We start from the raw sequence: 21,880 nt of genomic DNA, 5'->3' as shown, positions 1-21,880 counted from the left end.
ACTTAATTGAGTACAATTTTAATGATAAAATATATAATATGACTGCAGGTCACAGATTGCTTTTGGGCAATTTGTTGAAATGGGAAGTCGGGTGAAAATCCCGCGCAGGGCCGCTGCTGTAAGTGTGGAGTACCGATCAAAATGTCACTGGAGAAACTCTCTGGGAAGGCGAATCGGTGTGTTGATGCACAAGCCAGAATATCTGCCTGCAGTTAGTAAACGCGTACAGTACTGCGGAAACCAGCGTACGTTTTGAGAATTCTTTTTTATTCTCACGACACCGCTTTGGCATTGATGCATGCTGGGGCGGTGTTTTATCATGTCTGCGACCGAATCCTCAAAAAACAAAAAGGAGAATGACGAAATGAACAAGTCGCAAAAAAACATTATGAAAGCATCTATCCTCGTGTCCATGATGATGCTGAGCGTTGTGCCTGCCTATGGTATGCACATTGCAGAGGGCATGCTGCCCGCAGGGTGGTGCCTCGTTTGGGGCGCACTTTTCTTGCCTTTTTTTGTGTGGGGCTTTCTTTCCATCAAAAAGCAGTGTGCGGGTAACAACCGCATTAAAATGCTGCTGGCAATGTCGGGTGCATACTGCTTTGTACTCTCTGCATTAAAAATGCCTTCCATGGTAACGGCAAGCTCGTCTCACCCCACCGGTACGGGGCTTGGAGCTATTCTGTTCGGCCCTGCCGTTATGGCTGTGCTGGGCTTTATCGTGCTGCTGTTTCAGGCAATTCTGCTCGCGCATGGCGGTCTTACTACTTTGGGCGCAAATGCTTTTTCCATGGCAGTAGCAGGCCCGTTTGTGGGCTATGGTGTTTACTTGCTTGCAAAAAAATGTAAGCTTCCTAAAAATATCCAAGTGTTCTTAGCGGCGTTTGTCGCCGACCTGTTTACCTACGCGGTTACGGCAACCCAGCTTGCCCTTGCATTTAACAACGAGACGGTCAGCTTTATGCAGTCGTGGGGCAAGTTTATGGGCATCTTTGCTATGACCCAAATTCCCCTTGCTATCGTTGAGGGTATCTTAACTGTATTGGTCTTCAACGCGATTGCGTCACTTTGCTCCGACGAGCTGAACACGCTTTGCGTTACCGTGAAATAGGAGGGGAACAGAATGAATACAAAAACGAAAAAAGTACTTGGCGTTGTTTTGGCACTCGCCGTTTGTGTGGGCATCGTGGTTTATCCGCTGCTCACCATAAAAGATTCCGAGTTTGGCGGCGCAGACGGCGCTGCGGATGAAATTATCACCTCGATCAACACTGAATACGAGCCGTGGTTCGAGCCCATGTGGGCGCCTCCCGGGGGCGAAACCGAAAGCCTCCTGTTCTGTTTGCAGGCGGCACTCGGCTCAGGCATATTTTTCTTTTGCATCGGCTACCTTGCAGCCAGCAAGAAGTACAAAAAGAAGGAACAATAAACAATGGTAACCATGGATCGGCTCGCATACGGCTCTAAGATCAAAGACGTGAGCCCTGCTTTTAAGGCGGGGCTTGCGGTCTCTACACTGCTGTGCACCTTGCTGGTGAGTGAGAACCTGTTTTCGGCCGGTGTGCTTGCACTGATGACGCTGCTCTGCATCGTTATTTCGGGGCTGCCGCTGCGCCGCTACCTGAGGATGTGCGCTATTCCGTTCTGGTTCTTACTCCTCGGCGTGGTCACTATCTCGGTCAGCTTTTCCGCTGAGCCTGCCGGATTTGTAAATCTGCCTGTATTTGGCAGCTATCTGGTTGTCACAAGGGCGGGGGTAGAACAGGCACTGAACGTCTTCTTAAAATCGATGGCGGGTGTTTCGTGCCTATACTTTTTATACGTATCTACCCCGATGAGCGATTTGCTTGGGTTACTCGACCGCATGCACACCCCTAAGCTGCTCACCGAGCTCATGATGATGATCTATCGCTTTATCTTTATCCTTCTGGGTATGGCGGAGCAGATGGCGGTTGCGCAAAAGGCAAGGCTGGGGAATATGGGGTACCGTGCGTCCTTTCGTTCACTGTCGGTGCTGGCATCCTCGGTGTTTGTAGGGGCGTTTCAGAAGTCATCTCGGCTGTACGATGCCATGGAATCGCGCGGGTATGACGGCGATTTTGCCTTTACCGGTGAGCTGATACGCACCACCGGCCGCCAAAAAGCGATGCTGGCAGTGTATGAGCTAGCACTCATTTCTGCGGCGATTTTCACCAAACTGATTGCGGGGTAACACAGTGGAGACAATACTATCCATACGAGATTTAAAATATACCTATCCCGACGGAACCGAAGCACTTAAGGGCGTGAACCTTGATGTTAAGCGCGGCGAACGCATTGCGGTGCTCGGCTCAAACGGCTCGGGCAAGAGCACGCTGTTTCTGTGCCTTAACGGTGTTCACAAGGCATTATCCGGCAGCATTTTGTTTGATGGCGAACCCTTGGGCTACGACAAAAAGGGGCTTATCAAAATGCGTAAGAATGTCGGCATTGTCTTTCAAGACCCTGAAACACAGCTGTTCTGCGTAGATGTTTATCAAGAGGTTGCGTTCGGCCCACACAACCTCGGATACAGCAAAGAGCAGGTTCACAGCTGTGTGACGCAAAGCCTTGCTGCAATGAACTTGACCGAGCTAAAGGACAAGCCTCCTCATTTCTTGAGCGGCGGGCAAAAAAAGCGTGTCTCGGTTGCATCGGTACTATCGATGAGCCCGCAGGTACTGCTGTTTGACGAACCAACCTCGGCGCTCGACCCCGTTCATGCGCGCCGCCTGATGGAGGAAATCGATAAACTCAGTGCCGATGGAATCACCATACTAATGGCAACCCATGATGTTAATACTGCTTATGCATGGGCAGACCGGATTGTCGTACTGGGTAATGGCGAGGTGCAGGCGGCCGGTACGCCACAAGAGGTATTCAGTGACCTGCCACTGCTTGAAAAAACAGGCTTGCAGCCCCCTTTTGTACTGCGCATGTACAGCAGGCTTTGTGCAGGCGGTGTGCTTGCCAATAAAGGGGCTCCCCCGAGAACCATAGAAGAACTGGAAAGCCTGCTGTAATACAAGTGAATCTATTTTGCAAATGGGACTGCTATAAAAAGGATGGTGCATGGCGTGGAAGAATACCGGTATGTTGACAATAAAAAATTGCGCTTCGGCTACACCACCGGCTCCTGTGCTGCGGCGGCAGCAAAGGCGGCGACGCTGATGCTGCTGTCGGGGCAGGAGGTTTCGCATATCAACCTATTGACTCCCAAAGGCTTTTCGCTCGCGCTCGACGTACAAAATCCATCGTGGGGCGAGGACTTTGCCATGTGCGCCATCCGAAAGGACAGTGGGGATGACCCCGATATCACAAACGGAATCCTGGTTTATGCAAAGGTCTCCTACGCCGTAAAAGGCGTCACCATCGACGGCGGCGTGGGTGTTGGCAGGGTAACGCGCGCGGGGTTGGAGTGCCCTGTGGGCACTGCCGCTATCAATCAAGTGCCGCGCCGTATGATTGAGGAAGCGGTACTCGAAAGCTGTGAGGAATGCGGCTATCGAGGCGGTATTGTTGTGGAGGTTTCCATTCCCGATGGCGTCGAGATTGCAAAGAAAACCTACAACCCCCGCTTGGGCATTACAGGCGGCATTTCGGTGCTTGGCACCAGCGGCATTGTAGAGCCGATGAGCGAACAGGCACTGGTCGATTCCATTAAAGTTGAAATGAATATGCTCAAAGCGAGCGGTGCGCGGTATATCGCCGTTACGCCCGGCAACTATGGCGAGGTATACGCGCAAAACACACTGCACCTCAACCTGCACGACGCGGTAAAATGCAGTAATTTTGTTGGTGATGTGCTCGACTACGCAGTACAGCTCAAATTCCAAGGGGTACTGCTGGTGGGGCACCTCGGTAAATTTGTTAAGCTCGCGGGCGGTGTGTTCAATACCCACTCCCGTTATGCCGACTGCCGTATGGAGATTTTAGCGGCACACAGCGCGCTTGCGGGTGCGCAGCGGCCGCTGCTCGAACAGATTATGGGCTGCATCACCACCGATGAAGCCATCGAGCTGATTGAGGCGGCACAGCTGAAAGAGAAAGTAATGCAGAGCATTCTGCAAAAGATAGATGACCATATTAAGGCGCGAACCTACGGAGAACTGGAAATTGGCGCGGTGGTGTTTTCCAACCGCTATGGCACGCTGGGGATGACCCCCGATGCGCCAAAGCTGATGCGGCAGTTTACCGTCGACATAAATTTGCATTCGGAGGATGGACAATGAACGGAACTCTATACGGCGTTGGGGTGGGCCCCGGCGACCCAGAACTGATTACGATACAGGCGGTACGTATTATTGAGCGCTGCGAGGTGGTGGCGGTACCAAAAACCGGTGATGGTGAGGGCGTTGCCCTGCAAATTGCGCGCGGTGCGGTGCCAAACCTTGCCGATAAGCAGCTTATAGAGCTGTTTATACCCATGACGCGCGACAAGGCGCTGCTGAACCGCAACTATGACGAAGCAGCGGGGGAGCTCGCAGAGCTGCTGCGGCAGGGAAAGAACATCGCGTTTTTAACCCTCGGCGATTCCACCATCTATTCTACCTACACCTATGTGCATAAGCGCATTGTCGCTATGGGGCTGTCCGCACAGTTTGTGGCGGGTGTGCCGTCGTTTTGTGCGGTTGCAGCACGGCTCAATATTCCGCTTACCGAGGGCGCGCAGCCACTGCATGTGCTGCCGGCATCTTACAAAGGGGCAGACTCGGGGCTCGATATGAGCGGCACCAAAATACTAATGAAAACCGGAAAAGCCTTTGATACGGTAAAACAGCAGTTGAAAGACCGGGGAATGCTAAAGAGTGCGCAGATGGTGCAGAAATGCGGCATGGAGGGCGAGCGGGTGTTCCACGATATTGATGCCGCAGATGACGGCGCGAGCTATTTCTCTGTGATTGTGGTGAAGGAAGAAGAGGTGCAGCTATGATACATTTTGTCGGTGCGGGCAGCGGTGCCCCCGATTTGATTACCGTGCGTGGTCAGCGGCTGCTGCAGCAGGCAGACGTTATCATCTATGCGGGCTCACTGGTGAACCCCGCCCTGCTTGACAATGCGAAAGAGGGCTGTGAAATACACGACAGCGCAAAAATGACGCTGGAACAGGTAATTTCCGTGATAAGCGCGGCAGAGGCACAGGGCAAAACCACGGTGCGCCTGCACACGGGCGACCCTTCCATCTACGGCGCAATTCGCGAGCAGATGGATTTGCTGGATGCGGCGGGCTTTCATTACGATGTTACGCCCGGTGTCAGCTCGTTTTGCGGTGCGGCGGCGGCTCTCAAAGCCGAGTACACCTTACCTGATGTCTCACAAACCGTTATCATCACGCGCATGGCGGGCAGAACCCCTGTACCAGAGAAAGAAGAGATATCGCTGCTTGCGGCCCACGGAGCAACCATGGCAATCTTTCTTTCTACCGGTATGCTTGAGGAGCTGCGTGAACGGCTGCTGAAGGGCGGCTATACCGAGGATACTCCCGCAGCCATTGTATACAAGGCGACATGGCCCGATGAAAAGCAGGTGATTGGTACGATTGGCACCCTGCCGCAGATGGCAACGAGCAACGGTATTACAAAAACCGCACTCATTCTCGTCGGTGGCTTTCTCGGAGACCAATACGAGCGCAGCAAGCTTTACGACCCTGCATTTACTACCGAATTCCGAGAAGCATCCGTTTAAATAACAGTTCGAAACGTCGATTTAGTGTATTATTAAGGGGGGCGCCGCATGCGTATATCACTCATATCGTTTACCGCGAATGGTTCTACGCTGTGCGCTCGTCTTGCCGAGGGCTTACGTGCGCAGGGGCACAGCTGTAAGGCGTATGCCATGCCCCGCCATGCGGCAGGCACGGGCTTGGTTCCCGTCGCCTCCACCTTGGGAGAGTGGGCAAAAGATGCGTTTGCTACCGCCGACGGGTTGGTTTTTGTATCGGCCGCGGGCATTGCGGTGCGCGCTATCGCCCCTTATGTGAACGATAAAACCACCGACCCCGCCGTTATCGTCATTGATGAGCAAGGGGATTTTGCGGTGTCGTTGCTTTCGGGGCATATCGGCGGCGCGAATAACCTTACGCTGCAGGTGGCAGCCATAGCAGGCGCACAGCCTGTTATCTCCACCGCAACCGACCGCAACAACCTTTTTTCGGTGGATAGTTGGGCGGTACAAAACAATCTTACCATTGCGAACCTGTCTGCCGCAAAGCGTATTTCAGCGGCATTGCTCGATGGCATCTCCATCGGCTTTGCAAGCGATTTTGCTGTAGAGGGTGCGCTTCCGGCGGGAGTAACACCGCAAGCAAGCGGCAAACTCGGCATTGTAATCTCTTTGGATGAAAACAAACGCCCCTTTGACTGCACCCTCAACCTCATACCGCGTATCATAACAGCGGGCATCGGGTGCAGGCGCGGCATTAAGCAGAATGCAATTGAAGAGCATTTGCGAAAGGTGCTTTGGCAGCATCATATCTCATTTTTTGCGCTGAGGCAGGTTTGTTCCATTGCTTTAAAAGCAAATGAGCAGGGGCTTACAGGCCTTTGCTCTGCCCATAAACTGCCCTTTGTCACCTTTACGGCACAACAGCTAGCGCAGGTACAGGGTGAATTTACCCCGTCACAGTTTGTTAGCAGTGTCACAGGTGTGGATAATGTCTGTGAGCGAGCGGCGGTGCTTGGTTCGGGCGGGGAACTGATTGTAAAAAAAAGCGGCGCAAACGGTGTAACAGCGGCGCTTGCGTGTGAGGATTGGAGAATACGGTTTTGATCAATATCAAGATGGTGGGCATTGACCACAGCAAGGCGACAATTGAATACCGCGAGCTGTTTTCGTTCACAAAAGCCACGGCAGTGGCAGCGATGCAGCGCATCCGGGCGGAATTTGGCGCAGCAGGCTGTGTCCTTCTTTCCACCTGTAACCGTACCGAGCTGTGGCTCAGCTATGACACCGAGCCTGCAAAAACTCCCTACGAAATTTTGTGCGCAGTAAAGGGTGCAAGCCCATGCGATTACGAAAGCTACTTTGTAGAGCGAAGCGGCAGAGATGCACTTTGCCATTTGCTGCATACCTCCTGCGGGATGAAGAGCAAGGTGTTTGGCGAAGATCAGATTATTACACAGGTGGGTGAAGCGCTGGCACTTTCGCACGGCTGCGGCTGTGCCGACAGTGTGCTTCAGCGGCTGTTCCGTACGGCGGTTACCGCGGCAAAGCGTGTTAAAACAACAGTGCATCTCACCGCACTCGATACCTCGGTTGCCACTCGTACCGTCGAGCTGCTGGCAAGCGAGCTTGTCAGCCTTGAGGGTGTGCACTGCCTCGTCATTGGCAATGGTGAAATGGGCAGGCTTACCGCCAAGGCTTTGGTAGAGCAGGGTTGTGATGTAAAAATGACGCTGCGCCGATACAAAACAGGCGACGTCATCATCCCGCAAGGGTGCAGCGTTGTCCCCTATGACGACCGCTTGAAGGAGCTGGCAAGCTGCCGTGTGGTGGTGAGCGCAACAACCAGCCCACACCATACCATCCAATACGATGAGGCTTTGCCGTATCTCGACGGTTCGCCCAAGCTGCTTGTTGACCTTGCGGTTCCGCGTGATATCTCTGCGCGCCTTTCGGATGTGCAGGGGGTTCAGCTTTACGATATCGACAGCCTTGGCGGTGCGTCGGTTACCGAAGCCGAAAATGCGGGCGTGGCGCTTGCAAACGGTATTCTTGAGGAGTACCGAGACGATTTTGAAAATTGGTATTATTTCCGTGAGTTGGTGCCGAAAATCAATGACATCAGCGCGCTTGCGGCCTTAGATATTACAGGGCGCATCTATAAATCGATTCAGCGGCTGGATATTGATGCCAGAGAGCAGGAGCAGCTGCGACGGCTTGTCGAAAATGCTTCGGTTAAGGTGGTGGGCAAGCTAATGTTTGGTTTGCGTGAAAACCTCGACCGCGACAAATGGCAAGACTGCATTCAAGGATTAGAAAAGGCGGTACAATCATGAAATTATATGTTGTTGGCTTGGGCCCCGGTAACTTTGACCAAATTACCCCGCGCGCCCTGGCGGCGATAGAGGAAAGCGACGTAATTGCGGGCTACACCGTGTATGTCGACCTTATTAAAGAGAATTTTCCGGGCAAAGAACTGCTCTCCACACCCATGAAGCAGGAGGTTGACCGCTGCAAGCTGGCGATTGAGGAGGCACTGAAAGGGCGCACCGTAGCAATGGTATGCAGCGGGGACGCCGGTGTTTACGGCATGGCGGGGCTTATTTACGAGCTTTCACAGGCATACCCGCCCATCGAAATTGAGGTGGTTGCAGGTATTACCGCGGCGTGCAGCGGTGCGGCGGTGCTGGGCGCACCCCTGATACACGATTTTGCCGTTATTTCGCTGAGCGACCTGCTTACCCCCTATGAACAGATTGAAAAAAGGCTCGACCTTGCTGCACAGGGCGATTTTGTACTCTGCCTTTACAATCCATCCAGCAAAAAACGCAGCGACTACCTGCAAAAAGCATGCGATATCGTGTTGAAAAGCCGAGGCGGTGATATCGTCTGCGGTATTGTGCAGAACATTGGGCGTGAGGGTGAATGCGGGCAGGTAATGCCGCTTTCGCAGCTGCGTAACACGCAGGTGGATATGTTCACCACAGTGTTTATCGGTAACTCCAATACCAGAAACATTGGTGGAAAAATGGTGACGCCGCGCGGCTACCGAATGTAAGAGTAATCCATCAAAGTACATAAAAAGTGAAGGCAAAGGGGGGGGGAGAGCCGCATGTACCATTTTTTGATTTTTGCAGGTACAACCGAGGGCAAGCAGCTGCTTGAGCTGTTGGCACCTCACCGGTGTATGCTCACCGCTTGTGTTGCAACTGAATATGGCGAAGAGGTGTTACCGGAGCACCCCAACCTCACCGTGCTTGCCGGCAGGCGCGATAGCCCTCAAATTGCACAGCTGCTGGGTGAGCAGCATTTTGACTGCGTATTTGACGCAACCCACCCTTATGCAACTGCGGTTACCGAAAACATCCGCACTGCCTGTGCCGCCACCGGTACCCCCTATCTGCGAGTGCTGCGCGAACAGAGCACTGTGCAAAACTGCACCTATGTGCAAAGCGCGGCAGAGGCCGCCGCATATCTTAGCCAGGTTGATGGCAATGTGCTGCTTACAACGGGCAGCAAAGAGCTCGATTGCTTTACAGCAGTTCCCGGTTACGCGGCGCGGCTTTTTCCGCGTGTGTTACCCACACCCGATTCGCTTGCGCGGTGTATTGACCTTGGCTTTGCCGCAAAAAATATCATCTGTATGCAAGGGCCGTTCAACACCGAACTCAACGTTGCAACTCTAAAGCAAATTGGTGCAACTTGCCTTGTTACCAAAGATTCAGGTGGGGCAGGCGGCTTTCTTGAAAAATGTGAGGCGGCACGCATTGAGGGTGCACAGCTCCTCGTAATCGGCCGTCCGCTGCAAATTCAGGGCGTTTCGCTGCTTGAACTACCGCTGGTACTTGAACAGCGCTACGGCTTTGTGCAAAGCAAAAGCCCGGCCCAACAACCCGATGTTTCGTTCCCTTTGTTCATCTCACTGCGGGGTAAAACAGTCACAGTGGTGGGGGCAGGCAATATCGCGGCGCGCAGAATCAATACATTGCTGCACTTTGGTTGTGAGGTAAAGGTGATTTCGCCCTCGGCGAACGGGCAGGTACAGGCGCTTGCCGATGCAAAGCAAATTACGCTGCTGTTACGCGAATATAAATACGGCGACTGTACGGGTTCTGCACTGGCGGTTGCCGCCACCGATAACCGCACTGCCAACCACATGGTTTACGAAGAATGCACTGCCGAACAGATCCCTGTAAGCGTGGCAGACTGCAAAGCGGAATGCAGCTTTTATTTCCCCGGTATTGTACAGAGCGGCAGTGCTGTAATCGGTGTTACGGCAAGCGGAACCGACCATCGTTTGGCAAAGAAAATTACGGAGAATATCCGAAACCATATCGACAATATGATAAACGGTTAATCTTCCAATCAAACCTGCCACAAGCGTTTACCGTTTGGCAGAAAGGGGATATCAATGGAAAAACGTAAGATTATCGTCGGCAGCCGCGAAAGCAGGCTTGCCGTAGCGCAAACACAGCTGGTGATGGATGCTATCGCTGCTGCTCACCCCGATTTGGAGCTGCAACTCGTGACAATGAAAACCACAGGCGATATTATTTTGGACAAGAGCCTTGATAAAATTGGCGGTAAGGGGCTGTTTGTCAAAGAGCTTGACCGCGCTCTGCGTGAACACAAGGTGGATATTACGGTGCACAGCCTTAAGGATATGCCCATGGATACCCCCGATGACTTGCCCATTGTGGCGTTTTCAAAACGCGGCGACCCGAGCGATGCGTTTATTTTGCCCTACGGCACTGAAAAGTTGGATGAGACCAAGCCCATTGGGTGTGGCAGTGCACGCCGTGTGCTGCAGCTGAAAAAGCTATACCCCAATATGCAAACCAAGCTGATTCGCGGCAATATCCTCACTCGTTTGGCAAAGCTTGATGCGGGTGAATATTCTGCATTGGTGCTCGCCTGTTCTGGGCTTAACCGTGTTGATTTGGGTTATCGTATCAGCCGTATTTTTTCGAATAAAGAAATGCTCCCCGCCGCAGGGCAGGGCATTTTGGCTGTGCAAGGTAGAGCAGGCGAAAACTACGATTTTCTGGATTGTGTTAACGATAAACAGGCACAGCGCGCTGCGCTTGCCGAACGCGCGTTTGTGCGTGTTTTGGATGGCGGGTGCAGCTCACCCATTGCGGCGCACGCCGAGCTTACCGGCGAGAGCATGAAGCTCACCGGGCTTTATTACGAAGAACAGACAGGCCGGCATATCATTGGCTCTGTTACCGGGCATGCGGATAACGGTGAACAACTGGGTGCTGACCTTGCAAATAGACTAAAAGAGGAGATACTCCGATGAACGGTAAGGTGATTTTAGTGGGGGCGGGCCCCGGCGACGTGGGGCTGCTCACGCTCAAAGGCAAAGCCGTGCTGCAGCAAGCGGATGTTGTGGTATACGATAAGCTGGTGGGGCAGGGTGTTCTGGCACTGATTCCGCCTACTGCCCGCCGCATTGATGTGGGCAAGCGTGCAAGCCATCATCCCATACCGCAGCACCAAATCAATCAAATTTTGCTCGAGGAAGCTTTGGCGGGCAATCTTGTTGTACGCCTCAAGGGCGGCGACCCGTTTTTGTTCGGGCGCGGCGGCGAGGAGCTTGAGCTGCTGGTACAGCACGGCATCGATTTTGAAATTGTACCGGGGGTTACCTCTGCGCTTTCGGTACCTGCCTACGCGGGCATTCCCGTAACCCACCGCGATTGCACCTCCTCACTGCATATTATTACGGGGCACACCAAAACCGCACCAGAAGCACAAATCGATTTTGCCTCACTGGTCAAGCTCAAGGGTACTCTTGTATTTTTGATGGGCGTCAGCGCGATGGAGAGCATCTGTACAGGGCTGCTTGCAGGCGGTATGTCGCCTGATATGCCTGCTGCGGTGTTGGAGCGCGGCACCACGGCGCACCAGCGCAGGGTGGTTTCTACGGTACAAAACCTTGTACACGACGCGCAGGCAGCCAACATTAAAACACCAGCAATTATTGTGGTGGGCAAGGTTTGTGCACTGGCAGAGCAGTTCCATTGGGCGGAGGAGCGTCCCCTCGGCGGTGTTCGTATTGTCGTAACCCGCCCGCGCGAGCTGGCTTCCACCCTTACCGAAAAATTGCGTGCTCTTGGTGCTGAGGTGGTAGAGCTGCCTTCTATCCAGACTGCCGCAATTGAAAACAACGCTGCTCTTGCCTTTGCACTTACCAATTTGGGGCGTTATGGCTGGATTACCTTTACGAGTCCTAGTGGGGTACGTATCTTTTTTGAAGAGCTGCGCGCCAGAGGGCAGGATATCCGCAGCCTTGCAGGGCTTAAAATAGCGGCGATTGGCTCTGCAACCGCACATGAACTGGAGAAGCGAGGCTTGCTGGTAGACCTGAAGCCGAGCGCCTACAACGCGGGGCAGCTTGGTGCCGCACTGGGGGTTGCCGCAAAAGGTACGCGCATACTTATTACCCGTGCGCGTGTCGGCTCGCCCGACCTTACCGCCGCACTTGACGCCGCGGGCATACCTTACGATGACGTGCCGTTGTATGATACACTCTATACCTATGAGCAGGCCGACAGTGTGCGTGAACAGCTTGCTTGCGGTGAAATCGATTATGTCGCATTCACCAGCGCATCCACCGTCAGGGGGTTTGTCGGTGCAATCGGTGACTTTGATTTTTCACAAGTCAATGCCATCTGCATTGGTGAGCAAACCGCTTTAGAAGCACAAAAGCATCGGATAAAAACAGTGATCGCGCAGGCGGCAACCATCGATAGTATGGTGGCTCTGCTCACAGATCTGCACCGCCAAAAGTAAGGAGAACAATGCAATGGAACTTTTAAACAGACCCCGCAGATTACGCGGTAACCCAATGATACGCGGCATGGTGCGTGAAACACGTATTTCGAAAAGTGCGCTTGTTTACCCGCTTTTTGTGCGTGAGGGCAGCGGTATTTTGGAGGATATCCCCTCACTCGACGGGCAGAAGCGCTACAGCCCCGACTGCCTTTCGGGCATTCTTACCGAGCTTACCAAGGCGGGGATAAACAGCGTGCTGCTGTTTGGCATCCCCGAGCACAAGGATGAGACCGGAAGTGGCGCATGGGACGAAAACGGCGCGGTGCAGCGGGCAATTCGGTACATTAAGCAGAGCTTTCCGCAGCTTTACGTCATTACCGATGTATGTATGTGCGAATATACCAGCCACGGGCACTGCGGCATTTTATGCGGGCAGCAGGTGGATAACGATAAAACCCTAGAGGTGCTTGCAAAAACTGCTCTTTCTCACGTTCAGGCAGGTGCCGATATGGTCGCCCCATCCGATATGATGGACGGTAGAATCCTTGCCATCCGTACTGTTTTGGATCAAAACGGCTACAGCGATGTTCCTATTATGTCTTATGCCGTCAAGTATTCTTCGGCATTTTATGGCCCGTTCCGCGAGGCGGCGGGCTCTGCACCGTCGTTTGGCGACCGCAAGGGCTACCAGATGGATTACCACAACCGCCGCGAAGGTATCAAGGAAGCGGCGCTCGATGTAGAGCAGGGTGCAGACATCATTATGGTAAAGCCGGCGCTTTCGTACCTCGATGTCATTTACGAGGTATCGCAGAGCTTCCCTGTACCGATGGCGGCATACAGCGTCAGCGGCGAATACGCAATGATCAAAACCGCGGCAAAAGCGGGGCTGATAGACGAGGCTGCGATCGTCTGTGAAACCGCAGTAAGCATCTTCCGCGCAGGTGCGGATATCCTCATCACTTACTTCGCCATTGATTTGGCACATTACATCGACGAAGGGAGAATTGGATGATGGAACACAGAAGAACCAGACATGAAAAATCGCGCGAACTGTTTCGTGAGGCACAGCAGTACATCCCCGGCGGGGTGAACAGCCCTGTGCGCGCATTTCGGTCGGTAGGGGGTACGCCACGTTTTATGGAAAGCGCAAACGGTGCACGTATCACCGATGCGGATGGAAGAACCTACCTCGACTACATCTGTTCATGGGGGCCGATGGTTCTTGGGCACAACCACCCTGCGGTAAAGGCTGCGGTGCTAAAAGCAGTCGAAAACGGGCTGAGCTTTGGCGCTGCAACCGAGGCGGAGGTTACCATGGCGCATCTCATCTGCGATTTGGTGCCGTCTATCGACATGGTGCGCATGGTCAACTCGGGCACCGAGGCGGTCATGAGCGCTATCCGCGCGGCGCGCGGCTATACGGGCAGGGCAAAGATTATCAAGTTTGAGGGCTGCTACCATGGGCATTTTGATGCACTGCTTGTTAAGGCAGGCAGCGGCGTGATGACAGCAGGCGTACCCGACAGTGCAGGGGTTCCCAAAGGCACAGCGGAGGATACCCTTACCGCGGTTTACAACGACATCAACAGTGTGCAAAAACTGTTTGAAGACAATAAAGACGAGGTTGCCGCGGTTATTATAGAGCCTGTGGCGGCAAATATGGGTGTTGTACTGCCAAAGGATGGCTTTTTAGCACAGCTTCGTGAGCTTTGCACCGCAAATAAGACACTGCTCATCTTCGACGAAGTTATCACCGGTTTCCGTTTGGGTATCGATGGTGCACAGGGTTGGTTTGGCGTAAAACCTGACCTCACAACCTTCGGTAAGATCATCGGCGGTGGCATGCCGGTTGGCGCATACGGCGGCAGGCACGACGTCATGCAGATGATTGCCCCCATAGGTAATGTGTACCAGGCAGGTACGCTTTCGGGCAACCCGGTTGCTATGGCGGCGGGCATTGCACAGCTGAAAATCCTGCGCGATAACCCCGAAATCTATCGTCACATCAACACCCTCGGCGACCGGTTATATGGCGAGCTGGAAAAGACAGCGCAGCAGCACGGCTGCACCGTTAACCACATTGGTTCACTTGGCTGTGTGTTCTTTACCGAACAAACGGTTACCGACTATACAACCGCAAAGCAGGCAGATACTGTGCGTTTCGGGCGCTACTTTAAGAAGATGCTCGGCGATGGCATTTACCTCGCGCCCTCTCAGTTCGAGGCGATGTTCCTATCTTACGCGCATACCGATGCGGATATTGACTTTACTGTAGAATGTGCAAAGGTTTTTTTAAAACATGAGTATGATGGAAACCGATGAAACCTCCACAGAGGGAGGCTATTATGAACGATAAAGCAGGTGTAGGGCCGATGAAAATCTATATTGTCGGTATCGGCATGGGCAACCCCGCAACTCTCACACAGCAGGCGATACAGATAATAGCAGACAGCGACTGCCTAATCGGTGCACAGCGCATGCTCGACAGCTTTTGTGATGTGAACGCCGCACGTTTTACCTCCTGCTCGGCAGAAAAAATAGCGGTTTATCTTGCAAAGCACCCCGATTACCGCACCGTTTCGGTGCTGATGAGCGGAGACGTAGGGTTTTACAGCGGCGCAAAACGCTTATGCGAATTGCTCGCGGGCTACGATGTGGAATGCATTGCAGGTATCAGCAGTGTACAGTACCTCTGTGCGAAGGCAAAAACCTCGTGGGATGATGCGAAGCTCATCAGCATGCACGGCAGAGAGCAAAGCTTGGTTACGGCGGTGCGTCATCACGCCAAAGTGTTTGCGCTTACGGGCGGCAAATACCAAAGCGTTACCGAGCTATGCGCAGAGTTTTATGCGGCAGGCCTTGGCGAGGTACACGTTTGTGTGGGTGAGCGGCTTTCGTACCCCGATGAGCAGCTTACCTATGCCACAGCGCAGGAGTGTGCCAAGCGGGAGTTTGCCCCGCTTTCTGTAATGCTGGTTTTCAACGACAATCCCATTCCGCTACCCCTCACCCACGGCCTGCCTGACGAATGCTTTTTGCGCGGTGACGCACCTATGACTAAATTGGAGGTACGCACGGTGTCTATTTCAGCACTAAAGCTATGCCATGGCGATACTGTTTGGGATGTCGGTGCGGGCACCGGTTCGGTTTGTGTTGAAATTGCACGCATTTTGCCTGATGGCAAGGTGTTCGCGGTGGAGAAGAACCCCGCTGCACTTGGGCTGCTGCACCAAAATAAGGCAAGCTTTGGCGCTTGCAACCTGCATATTGTTGAGGGTACAGCCCCCGCCGCACTTGCCAATCTCCCTGCGCCCGACGCAGTGTTTATCGGTGGGTCATCGGGTGGGCTTTCCGACATCATTGCAGCCGCCATGCAAAAGAACCCGCAGGTACGCATCGTAGCAACTGCAATCACGCTTGAAACTGCCTCAGCGGCAATGGAAAGCTTCAAACGTTTTCAGCTTTCCGATACCAATATCGTGCAGCTTTCGGTCGCCCGCTCTAAGGCGGTTGGCGGCCTTCATATGATGATGGGGCAGAACCCTGTTACTATTTTTAGCGGAGGAGGGCGCAGCAATGGGCAATAATGTACCGCGCATGATGCTTGCAGCGGCAAACAGCGGGGCGGGTAAAACCACCGTTACATGCGCTGTTTTGCAGGCATTTGTCAACCGCGGGCTAAAGCTGGCGTCGTTCAAATGCGGGCCCGATTACATCGACCCAATGTTCCACAGCGAGGTCATCGGTGCCAAAAGCCGTAACCTCGACCTGTTCTTTTACAATGAAGATACCACAAACTATCTGCTTGCCAAAAACGCGGCAGACTGTGACCTTTCTGTTCTGGAGGGTGTGATGGGCTTTTACGACGGGGTGGGCGGCTTTACCACACAGGCGAGCAGCTATCATTTGGCAAAAGCCACCGCCACCCCTGTGGTACTTGTGCTCAATGTACATGGGATGTCGCTTTCGGCAGCGGCGCAGGTAAAGGGCTTTGTCGCCCTAAGGGAGGACAGCAACATCAAAGCGGTGCTGCTCAATCGCTGCAACCCCATGACATATCCCACCCTCAAGCAGGCAATCGAGGCCGAAACAGGTATTCCCGTGGCGGGTTTTCTGCCCAAGCTGGACGATTGCTCGCTCGAGAGCCGCCACCTGGGTTTGGTGACTGTGGCAGAGGCGCAAAATTTAAAGCAGAAGCTGCAGCTCCTTGCCGAACAGGCGGAGCAAACCATAGACCTCGCTTTTTTATGGGAACTGGCGCAGTCCGCGCCAAAGCCCGCGTTTACACCGCCTGCACTGCCAAAGCCCTTGCAAAACGCCCCTTTGCGTATCGCCATACCCCGGGATAACGCCTTTTGCTTTTGCTATGAGGATTCCCTTACCCTGCTGTGTGAGCTGGGGGCAGAACTTGTAGAGTTCAGCCCCATTGCAGACAGCGCCTTGCCTGCCGATATTGACGGATTGTTTCTTGTTGGCGGCTACCCTGAGGTGTATGCGCAACAGCTTTCGCAAAACAAAACCATGCTGCAGAGCGTGTATACCGCGCTGCAAAAAGGGCTGCCCTGCATTGCCGAGTGTGGGGGCTTTATGTACCTGCATAAAACAATCGAGGGCGTTGACGGCGGCAGCTACCCTATGGTAGGTGTAATTGACGCTACAAGCTTTAACACGCATAAGCTGTGCCGTTTCGGCTACACAACACTCACCGCGCAGTGTGACAGCATGCTGTTCAGGGCAGGGGAAACCACTCCCGCGCACGAGTTCCATTATTGGGACAGCACCGATAACGGAAACTGTGAGCATGCAAAAAAGCCTACAGGAAACCGCAATTGGCAATGCGTACATGCGAACGAAAACCTATACGCCGGGTACCCACACTTACATTTTTACTCTGACCCTATGCTTGCATACCGTTTTTTGCAGCAATGTGCCAACCATAGAAAGAAGCGTGACCATGAATGACCCTGAAAGAAGCACTCTCTCAAATTCAGCCAACCGACCAAACTGCGCAAATGCTTGCGCAGCGGCGCTGGAACAGCATTGCAAAGCCCCTGCAAAGCCTTGGGCTTTTGGAGGACACAGTGACCATGCTTGCCGGTATGAAGCACGGCAGAAATGTTAAAATCACCAAACCCTGTGTTGTGGTGATGTGTGCCGATAACGGCGTGGTTGCCGAGGGCGTAACCCAAACCTCGCAGGAGGTAACTGCTGTCGTCACCAAAAACTTTACGACGGGTGCTACCAGTGTATGCCGTATGGCACAGGTGGCGGGGGCTAAGGTTGTACCTGTCGATATTGGAGTTGCGCGTGATGTGGATGCGCAGGGACTGTTGGTTAAAAAAATAGCTTACGGCACCAAAAATATGGCGTTGGAGCCTGCCATGACCCGTGAGCAGGCGGTTGCTGCAATCGAGGTGGGAATCAACACCGTCATCCAACTGGCAGAGCAAGGCTTTGACCTGTTTGCAACCGGTGAGATGGGCATTGGCAACACCACCACCAGCAGTGCCGTTACGGCTGTTCTGTTACATAAAAGCGTCAGCGACGTTACCGGCCGCGGCGCAGGGCTTTCCAGCGAAGGGGTAAAGCGTAAAATAGCGGTCATCCGGCGCGCCATTGCAACGAACAACCCCGATCCCGACGATGTACTGGATACCGTTTCCAAGGTAGGCGGTTTTGATATCGCGGGCCTGATCGGCGTATTTCTAGGCGGTGCGGTGATGCAGCTTCCGGTGCTCATCGACGGCTTTATTTCGTCGGTTGCGGCATTGTGTGCAATACGCCTTTGCCCCCATGCGGCGGGCTATATGCTACCCTCGCATGTCTCAAACGAGCCGGCTGGCAAGCTGCTGATGCATGAGCTTAACCTGCAGCCGTTTCTTACCTGCAATATGTGCCTTGGCGAGGGAACAGGTGCGGTTGCGGCTATACCCATTTTAAACATGGCATGCCAGGTGTACAACGATATGAGCACCTTTTCTGAAATAGAAATTGAGGATTATCAGCCTCTGGAGTAAAGGCGGTGGATTTATGCTTACGCTGGTGACAGGCGGCTCTGCAAGCGGAAAAAGTGAATATGCCGAGGGGCTGGCAATAGCCGGTGGGGGCAAACGCTATTACATCGCCACCATGCAGCCTATGGGTACAGGCGATGCCGAGTTTGAAGCCCGTGTTGCGCGCCACCGCGAAATGCGTGCCCACAAAGGTTTTGAAACCATTGAATGCTACACCAACCTCTCAGCAGTTGTGGTAGAGCCGGGTGCAACAGTGCTGCTTGAGTGCCTGTCGAACCTTGCCGCTAACGAGTTTTACAGCGAGGCGGGCGCGGGGGCGCAGGCTCAGCAAGCCATACTTGCGGGTGTTCGGCACCTGTGCAGGCAGGCAGAGCATGTCATTGTTGTATCGAACGAGGTGTTCGGCGACGGTGTGTGCTACGACGAGAGCACACAGCAATATCTACAGCTGCTCGGCTGCCTCAACCGCTGCTTGGCGCAGCATGCCCAGCGTGTGATTGAGGTTGTTTACACCATCCAAGTGCACCATAAAAATGAAGGGGGCGAAGGCAGATGAAGCTGTTGCAGCCGTGTATTATCGCCTTTGCGATGTACTCAAAAATTCCAATGCCGTGTATCGACTGGAATAAAGAGAATATGAAATACGCCATGTGCTTTTTTCCGCTGGTCGGTGCGGTTTTGGGTGCTTTGCTTTACCTGTGGGCAATGCTTACAGGGTTGTTGCACACAGGGGTTATTTTGCGCGCTGCCATTTGCACACTGTTGCCGCTGCTCATCACAGGGGGTATCCATCTGGATGGTTTTTGCGATACGGTAGATGCATTATCCTCCCGCCAGAGCACCGAGCGCAAGCTGGAAATACTCAGCGACCCGCACATCGGTGCATTCGGTGTAATGGGCTGCACCGCCTATCTGCTGCTCAGTTTTGCTCTTTGGGCAGAGCTTACCTTTACCCCGAAAGTGCTATTGATTCTCGCAATCGGCTCTGTGCTATCGCGCTCTCTCAGCGGGCTTTCTGTGGTCAGCTTTCGCTGCGCAAAGGGTAGCGGGCTGCTTGCCGCGTTTTCAGACGGCGCGCAGAAAAAGAACGTCCGCATCGTAATGCTTATTTTTATTTCCATGTGCATTGCGGCAATGGCAGCAATTTCCCCTATCGTCGGAGGTACCACGGCTGCTGCCGCATTATTGGTATTTCTTTATTATCGTGTGGTTTCATACCGTGTGTTCGGCGGAATTACAGGTGACCTTGCAGGCTGGTTTTTATGCCTGTGTGAGCTTGCAATGTTGGCTGCAACGGTTGCTACAGGGGGGCTTATGCTATGAGGCTGATTATCGGCGGGGCTCATCAGGGCAAGTTGGATTATGCCCTGATGCAAACGCACATACCCAAAGAGCAGGTGACGCAGGGTGGCTCTTGTGACCTTTCGGATACAAAAAACATAATCATACTCAACAGTTTGCACCTTGTGATAAAGCGACTGCTTAGGCAAGGGAGCGACCCACAGGCCTATGTGGATGCACTGCTTGCAGATAACCCCAATGTGGTTATCATCACCGATGAAATTGGCTGTGGTATAGTACCTATCGACCGTTTCGAGCGCGAATGGCGCGAAGTCACGGGTAGGGTTTGCTGTAAGCTTGTCGGCCAGGCAGCACTTGTGGAGCGTGTGTTTTGCGGAATTGCCACCGTTTTGAAAGGGGAGAGCGTGTGAATATCGCGTTTATCCGCCATGGCAAAACCATAGGTAACGTTCAGCGCCGTTATGTCGGCTCCACCGACGGTCCGCTGTGTACCAACGGCATTGAGGAGCTGCTCGGCCTCAAGCAGCAAGGTATCTATCCGCAGGTGCAGCATGTTTATGTCAGCCCCATGCTGCGCTGCCTGCAAACGGGCGATATGATCTACCACGCTGTGCCGCATACCATTGTAACGGATTTGCGCGAGCAGTATTACGGCAACTTTGAAAACAAAACCTATGATGAGCTTCAGCACATCCCCGCATTTCGCCGCTGGATTGACACTGCCGGTGCAAGCAACGTTCCAAATGGGGAGCCGCAAAAAGACTTTTTCATCCGTTGCCGCGCCGCGCTGGGGCAGGTTTTAAAAGATGCAAAAGAAAACGGCTTCGATCAAATTGCCGTTGTAGCGCATGGCGGCGTACTAATGGCACTTTTGAGTGCTTATGCCGAGCCACACCGCAGCTTTTACGAGTGGCATGCGGCGAACGGGCGCGGTTACTTATTCAGCGCCGATAGCTGGTATATGCGAAAAACTCTTACCCTTCTTTCTGAAATATAGCTTTCTGCTTTAATCGAAACTAGCCCCATCTGTCGCACAGCCGACATTCCAGACCATTTCATAAATCGTGCCCTTTGGGCAAACAGGCAACTTTGTTTTAGACAAAATTGCACAGATTGCGAGGAACTGCAAATGACTCTTTCTCTCATAGCACTTTGTTTTGGCTTTGTGCTCGATCTTATTTTTGGCGACCCGCACTGGCTGCCGCACCCTGTCCGATGGATTGGTATTTTAATTGAAAAGACAGAGGGCTTTATCCGCCGCCGCATCGGTAGCAATGAAAGCTCGCTGCGCCGCGGCGGTACCACCACCGTTTTAACTGTACTTGTTGTTACCACTCTTGTGCCGCTGGGAATTTTAGCAGCGGCGAATGCCATCAGCCCTTACCTGCGCCTTGCGCTGGAGACGCTGATGTGCTACCAAATACTCGCCACCAAGTCGCTCAAAACCGAAAGCATGAAGGTTTATGCCGAGCTGAAAAAAGGCGATCTTGCCGCTGCGCGTACTGCGGTTTCCATGATAGTGGGGCGAGACACAGCCGAGCTCACCGGCATTCAGGTGGCAAAAGCCACGGTGGAAACCGTTGCCGAAAACACCTCGGACGGCATTGTAGCACCGCTGCTGTTTTTGGCCATCGGGGGTGCTCCGCTCGGCTTCTTTTACAAGGGCATCAACACGATGGATTCGATGCTCGGCTACAAAAACGAAAGATACCTGCATTTCGGGTGGTTTGCTGCCCGGCTTGACGATGCAGTTAACTATATTCCCGCGCGTCTGTCGGCATGTTTTATGATAGCGGCGGCGTTTGTGCTGCGTTTTGATACTAAAAATGCCGTTAAAGTTTTTCAGCGCGACCGCTACAACCACGCAAGCCCCAACAGCGCCCAAACCGAAAGCGTTTGCGCGGGCGCGTTGCGCATACAGCTTGCAGGTGACGCGTACTACTTCGGTAAGCTCTGCCACAAACCCACCATCGGTGATGCCCTGCGCCCTGTCTCGTACGAAGATATTCCCGCTGCCAACCGTTTGATGTACGGTGCGGCTGTTATTGCCCTCGCGGTATGTACCGCATTAAAGCTTGCTGCTATCTGCTTACTGTAATTTG

23 protein-coding genes and 1 riboswitch are annotated in these 21,880 nt (G+C 53.4%); all 23 genes read left to right on the top strand.

Going from position 1 to position 21,880, the window contains the following annotated elements:
• Positions 1-29: 29 nt before the first annotated feature.
• Positions 30-225, top strand: a riboswitch (cobalamin riboswitch).
• A gap of 139 nt (positions 226-364) precedes the next feature.
• The 23 genes from RTV33_RS01695 (at position 365) to cbiB (ending at position 21,876) form a co-directional block, all read left to right on the top strand.
• Entirely contained in the window at positions 365-1,111 is a 747-nt protein-coding gene (locus RTV33_RS01695) for an energy-coupling factor ABC transporter permease (RefSeq protein ID WP_396327197.1), read from the top strand.
• A gap of 12 nt (positions 1,112-1,123) precedes the next feature.
• Positions 1,124-1,429, top strand: a complete 306-nt coding sequence (locus RTV33_RS01690; protein ID WP_312640851.1) for an energy-coupling factor ABC transporter substrate-binding protein — start codon at positions 1,124-1,126, stop codon at positions 1,427-1,429.
• Between the two features lie 3 nt (positions 1,430-1,432).
• Positions 1,433-2,212 (top strand): cobalt ECF transporter T component CbiQ, encoded by a 780-nt coding sequence (gene cbiQ / locus RTV33_RS01685; protein ID WP_312640850.1) that lies wholly within the window; start codon positions 1,433-1,435, stop codon positions 2,210-2,212.
• 4 nt (positions 2,213-2,216) lie between these two features.
• The gene (locus RTV33_RS01680) at positions 2,217-3,041 is read left to right on the top strand and encodes an ATP-binding cassette domain-containing protein (RefSeq protein WP_312640849.1); all 825 of its coding nucleotides are present in this window, start codon (positions 2,217-2,219) and stop codon (positions 3,039-3,041) included.
• A gap of 54 nt (positions 3,042-3,095) precedes the next feature.
• Positions 3,096-4,250, top strand: a complete 1,155-nt coding sequence (gene cbiD / locus RTV33_RS01675) for a cobalt-precorrin-5B (C(1))-methyltransferase CbiD (protein ID WP_312640848.1) — start codon at positions 3,096-3,098, stop codon at positions 4,248-4,250.
• Complete coding sequence (cobI, locus tag RTV33_RS01670; RefSeq protein ID WP_312640847.1) at positions 4,247-4,951, top strand: precorrin-2 C(20)-methyltransferase; 705 nt, start codon at positions 4,247-4,249, stop codon at positions 4,949-4,951. Before cbiD ends, cobI begins: the two co-directional genes overlap by 4 nt.
• Entirely contained in the window at positions 4,948-5,703 is a 756-nt protein-coding gene (gene cobM / locus RTV33_RS01665) for a precorrin-4 C(11)-methyltransferase (RefSeq protein ID WP_312640846.1), read from the top strand. Before cobI ends, cobM begins: the two co-directional genes overlap by 4 nt.
• A gap of 48 nt (positions 5,704-5,751) precedes the next feature.
• Positions 5,752-6,786, top strand: a complete 1,035-nt coding sequence (locus tag RTV33_RS01660; protein ID WP_312640845.1) for a cobalt-precorrin 5A hydrolase — start codon at positions 5,752-5,754, stop codon at positions 6,784-6,786.
• Positions 6,783-8,015, top strand: coding sequence for a glutamyl-tRNA reductase (gene hemA, locus RTV33_RS01655; RefSeq protein WP_312640844.1), 1,233 nt, complete (start codon positions 6,783-6,785; stop codon positions 8,013-8,015). The genes RTV33_RS01660 and hemA overlap by 4 nt, the downstream gene beginning before the upstream one ends.
• Positions 8,012-8,737 (top strand): precorrin-3B C(17)-methyltransferase, encoded by a 726-nt coding sequence (gene cobJ, locus RTV33_RS01650; RefSeq protein WP_396327196.1) that lies wholly within the window; start codon positions 8,012-8,014, stop codon positions 8,735-8,737. Before hemA ends, cobJ begins: the two co-directional genes overlap by 4 nt.
• A 54-nt stretch (positions 8,738-8,791) precedes the next feature.
• On the top strand, positions 8,792-10,036 hold the full coding sequence (gene cobK, locus RTV33_RS01645) for a precorrin-6A reductase (RefSeq protein ID WP_312640843.1): 1,245 nt from the start codon (positions 8,792-8,794) through the stop codon (positions 10,034-10,036).
• Between the two features lie 54 nt (positions 10,037-10,090).
• Positions 10,091-10,981 carry a hydroxymethylbilane synthase gene (gene hemC / locus RTV33_RS01640; protein ID WP_312640842.1) on the top strand — a complete coding sequence of 297 codons (891 nt, stop codon included), beginning with the start codon at positions 10,091-10,093 and terminating at the stop codon, positions 10,979-10,981.
• The gene (gene cobA, locus RTV33_RS01635; protein WP_312640841.1) at positions 10,978-12,477 is read left to right on the top strand and encodes a uroporphyrinogen-III C-methyltransferase; all 1,500 of its coding nucleotides are present in this window, start codon (positions 10,978-10,980) and stop codon (positions 12,475-12,477) included. The genes hemC and cobA overlap by 4 nt, the downstream gene beginning before the upstream one ends.
• A 13-nt stretch (positions 12,478-12,490) precedes the next feature.
• Positions 12,491-13,474, top strand: a complete 984-nt coding sequence (hemB, locus tag RTV33_RS01630; protein ID WP_312640839.1) for a porphobilinogen synthase — start codon at positions 12,491-12,493, stop codon at positions 13,472-13,474.
• Positions 13,474-14,784, top strand: a complete 1,311-nt coding sequence (hemL, locus tag RTV33_RS01625; protein ID WP_312640961.1) for a glutamate-1-semialdehyde 2,1-aminomutase — start codon at positions 13,474-13,476, stop codon at positions 14,782-14,784. Before hemB ends, hemL begins: the two co-directional genes overlap by 1 nt.
• A 23-nt stretch (positions 14,785-14,807) precedes the next feature.
• Positions 14,808-16,049, top strand: a complete 1,242-nt coding sequence (cbiE, locus tag RTV33_RS01620) for a precorrin-6y C5,15-methyltransferase (decarboxylating) subunit CbiE (RefSeq protein WP_312640837.1) — start codon at positions 14,808-14,810, stop codon at positions 16,047-16,049.
• Positions 16,039-17,424 (top strand): cobyrinate a,c-diamide synthase, encoded by a 1,386-nt coding sequence (locus tag RTV33_RS01615; RefSeq protein WP_312640835.1) that lies wholly within the window; start codon positions 16,039-16,041, stop codon positions 17,422-17,424. Before cbiE ends, RTV33_RS01615 begins: the two co-directional genes overlap by 11 nt.
• Positions 17,421-18,479: a nicotinate-nucleotide--dimethylbenzimidazole phosphoribosyltransferase gene (gene cobT, locus RTV33_RS01610; RefSeq protein ID WP_312640833.1), complete on the top strand. Its 1,059-nt coding sequence runs from the start codon at positions 17,421-17,423 to the stop codon at positions 18,477-18,479. Before RTV33_RS01615 ends, cobT begins: the two co-directional genes overlap by 4 nt.
• Positions 18,480-18,492: 13 nt before the next feature.
• Positions 18,493-19,032, top strand: coding sequence for a bifunctional adenosylcobinamide kinase/adenosylcobinamide-phosphate guanylyltransferase (locus RTV33_RS01605; RefSeq protein ID WP_312640831.1), 540 nt, complete (start codon positions 18,493-18,495; stop codon positions 19,030-19,032).
• Positions 19,029-19,799 (top strand): adenosylcobinamide-GDP ribazoletransferase, encoded by a 771-nt coding sequence (locus RTV33_RS01600; protein ID WP_312640829.1) that lies wholly within the window; start codon positions 19,029-19,031, stop codon positions 19,797-19,799. Before RTV33_RS01605 ends, RTV33_RS01600 begins: the two co-directional genes overlap by 4 nt.
• Entirely contained in the window at positions 19,796-20,188 is a 393-nt protein-coding gene (locus RTV33_RS01595) for a bifunctional adenosylcobinamide kinase/adenosylcobinamide-phosphate guanylyltransferase (RefSeq protein WP_312640827.1), read from the top strand. The genes RTV33_RS01600 and RTV33_RS01595 overlap by 4 nt, the downstream gene beginning before the upstream one ends.
• Positions 20,185-20,775, top strand: a complete 591-nt coding sequence (locus RTV33_RS01590) for a histidine phosphatase family protein (RefSeq protein ID WP_312640825.1) — start codon at positions 20,185-20,187, stop codon at positions 20,773-20,775. The genes RTV33_RS01595 and RTV33_RS01590 overlap by 4 nt, the downstream gene beginning before the upstream one ends.
• A 132-nt stretch (positions 20,776-20,907) precedes the next feature.
• On the top strand, positions 20,908-21,876 hold the full coding sequence (cbiB, locus tag RTV33_RS01585; RefSeq protein ID WP_312640823.1) for an adenosylcobinamide-phosphate synthase CbiB: 969 nt from the start codon (positions 20,908-20,910) through the stop codon (positions 21,874-21,876).
• Positions 21,877-21,880 lie beyond the last annotated feature (4 nt).

It is taken from the genome of Hydrogenoanaerobacterium sp. (assembly GCF_032017025.1).
In the GTDB taxonomy this organism is placed as follows: Bacteria; Bacillota; Clostridia; order Oscillospirales; family Ruminococcaceae; genus Hydrogenoanaerobacterium.
This window is presented reverse-complemented; position numbering and strand designations above follow the sequence as displayed.

Coding starts and splice junctions, on each gene's coding strand:
- RTV33_RS01695 (WP_396327197.1), top strand. CDS start 365: ATGAACAAGTCGCAAAAAAACATTATGAAAGCATCTATCCTCGTGTCC.
- RTV33_RS01690 (WP_312640851.1), top strand. CDS start 1,124: ATGAATACAAAAACGAAAAAAGTACTTGGCGTTGTTTTGGCACTCGCC.
- cbiQ (WP_312640850.1), top strand. CDS start 1,433: ATGGTAACCATGGATCGGCTCGCATACGGCTCTAAGATCAAAGACGTG.
- cobI (WP_312640847.1), top strand. CDS start 4,247: ATGAACGGAACTCTATACGGCGTTGGGGTGGGCCCCGGCGACCCAGAA.
- cobM (WP_312640846.1), top strand. CDS start 4,948: ATGATACATTTTGTCGGTGCGGGCAGCGGTGCCCCCGATTTGATTACC.
- RTV33_RS01660 (WP_312640845.1), top strand. CDS start 5,752: ATGCGTATATCACTCATATCGTTTACCGCGAATGGTTCTACGCTGTGC.
- cobJ (WP_396327196.1), top strand. CDS start 8,012: ATGAAATTATATGTTGTTGGCTTGGGCCCCGGTAACTTTGACCAAATT.
- cobK (WP_312640843.1), top strand. CDS start 8,792: ATGTACCATTTTTTGATTTTTGCAGGTACAACCGAGGGCAAGCAGCTG.
- hemC (WP_312640842.1), top strand. CDS start 10,091: ATGGAAAAACGTAAGATTATCGTCGGCAGCCGCGAAAGCAGGCTTGCC.
- cobA (WP_312640841.1), top strand. CDS start 10,978: ATGAACGGTAAGGTGATTTTAGTGGGGGCGGGCCCCGGCGACGTGGGG.
- hemB (WP_312640839.1), top strand. CDS start 12,491: ATGGAACTTTTAAACAGACCCCGCAGATTACGCGGTAACCCAATGATA.
- hemL (WP_312640961.1), top strand. CDS start 13,474: ATGGAACACAGAAGAACCAGACATGAAAAATCGCGCGAACTGTTTCGT.
- cbiE (WP_312640837.1), top strand. CDS start 14,808: ATGAACGATAAAGCAGGTGTAGGGCCGATGAAAATCTATATTGTCGGT.
- RTV33_RS01615 (WP_312640835.1), top strand. CDS start 16,039: ATGGGCAATAATGTACCGCGCATGATGCTTGCAGCGGCAAACAGCGGG.
- cobT (WP_312640833.1), top strand. CDS start 17,421: ATGACCCTGAAAGAAGCACTCTCTCAAATTCAGCCAACCGACCAAACT.
- RTV33_RS01605 (WP_312640831.1), top strand. CDS start 18,493: ATGCTTACGCTGGTGACAGGCGGCTCTGCAAGCGGAAAAAGTGAATAT.
- RTV33_RS01600 (WP_312640829.1), top strand. CDS start 19,029: ATGAAGCTGTTGCAGCCGTGTATTATCGCCTTTGCGATGTACTCAAAA.
- RTV33_RS01595 (WP_312640827.1), top strand. CDS start 19,796: ATGAGGCTGATTATCGGCGGGGCTCATCAGGGCAAGTTGGATTATGCC.
- cbiB (WP_312640823.1), top strand. CDS start 20,908: ATGACTCTTTCTCTCATAGCACTTTGTTTTGGCTTTGTGCTCGATCTT.